Here is a 1490-nt window from a genome sequence, read left to right as displayed (position 1 = left end):
TGTCTCGTCCTGAAATAGGTTTACTAAATTAGTAAATCATTTAAATCATGATCAGGCGAGAAATAGTATCAAAGAAGCAGCAAATCATTTCAGAATATTTAACGGGAGATTCGACATTCATAAGTCTTTCGGAGAAATATGGAGTAAAATCCAGGACGATTCAGACGTGGGTACGTGCTTTTAGAAAACAAGAACCAATATTATCATCTGAAGAACCGGAAGATGTAAAGGCATTAAAGAAACAACTTGCTCAGGCGAATTTAAAGAACGAATTGTTGGAAGAGATGTTACGGCTATCGGAGGAGCATTCGGGTATAGATTTCAGAAAAAAGTTTGGTTCCGGGCAGTAATGAATATTGTAGAGAGAAGAAACAGGAAGCTCACTTCTCTTTGCGGGCTGCTCGGTTACACCAGACAGGCTTTTTATCAGCAAAGAATAGCCGTAGAACAGGAAGCTTTACGAACAGAATTGATCATACAGGAGGTTTTGCGCATCCGGTCGCGTCAAAAATATATTGGTACCAGGAAACTGTTATTGTTGCTAAACCCATTTTTATCGGCACATAAAATACAGATAGGCAGGGATAGCCTTTTTGAATTGCTTTCAGCTCATAAATTACTGGTTAGAAGAAGGAAAAGAAAAGTTCCCAGGACAACATTCTCAGACCATTGGATGAGGAAGTATCCTAATCTGATTGTTGGTATACACATTTTGTCTCCTAATAAACTGTGGGTTAGCGATATAACATACATTACTTTAAAGGAGGACTTCGCCTATCTGAGCCTTATTACAGATGCTTATTCAAGAATGATAACAGGTTATCATCTGAGCAGGAACCTTTTGGCCGGGGGATGTGTTAAGGCTTTAAAAATGGCATTAAAGCAATTACCTGCGGAAAGCGAACTTATCCATCATTCGGACAGGGGAAGCCAATATTGCAGTACTGAATATGTAGAACAGTTGGAGGGTATAGCTATTAGTATGACACAGAACTCTGATCCGAGAGAAAATGCCATAGCGGAAAGAGTTAATGGTATCATCAAACAGGAATTCCTCGAAGTGAGTTATGATAACTTTGAACAGGCAGCCAGCGGAGTAGTTAATGCTATAACCATTTATAATTATGAACGCCCTCATAGCAGTATTGATATGCTTACACCGTTTCAGGCGCATACATCAAACGGAGAATTGAAAAAGCACTGGAAGAACTATTGGCTGGTTAATAGAGAGAAGGAGGCAGCCATGATGTAGGTGAGTTTTATCAGGCATTAGGAACTCTAAAATAAATAAGGCTTATAGTTATAAACTACAAACCTTATCAAGTTATTTTATCGTTCACCGGTTTATTCCTGGCAGGATGCTCTCCAGCAGCGCCTGCTTCCGCTTCAGCCGGTATAACAAATGTAAAGCGTATTTGGGATTAATCTATATTTGTAAACAACTAACAGGATTAAAGAAAAAAAACGTAAACTTTTTTCAGGACGAGACA

The 1490-nt window shown here is 38.9% G+C and carries 2 protein-coding genes; both read left to right on the top strand.

From position 1 onward, the window contains the following. Positions 1–47: 47 nt before the first annotated feature. A complete protein-coding gene (locus QWZ17_RS23305) occupies positions 48–350 on the top strand; it encodes a helix-turn-helix domain-containing protein (protein ID WP_290307727.1) in 303 nt (100 codons plus the stop codon). After that, positions 350–1252 (top strand): IS3 family transposase, encoded by a 903-nt coding sequence (locus tag QWZ17_RS23300; RefSeq protein ID WP_290307726.1) that lies wholly within the window; start codon positions 350–352, stop codon positions 1250–1252. The genes QWZ17_RS23305 and QWZ17_RS23300 overlap by 1 nt, the downstream gene beginning before the upstream one ends. Positions 1253–1490: the final 238 nt, after the last annotated feature.

The sequence above is a fragment of the Mucilaginibacter flavus genome, from assembly GCF_030409315.1.
GTDB classification, from domain to species: Bacteria; Bacteroidota; Bacteroidia; order Sphingobacteriales; family Sphingobacteriaceae; genus Mucilaginibacter; species Mucilaginibacter flavus.
Note: the sequence above shows the minus strand (reverse complement) of the source record. Positions and strands in the feature narration are given on the sequence as shown.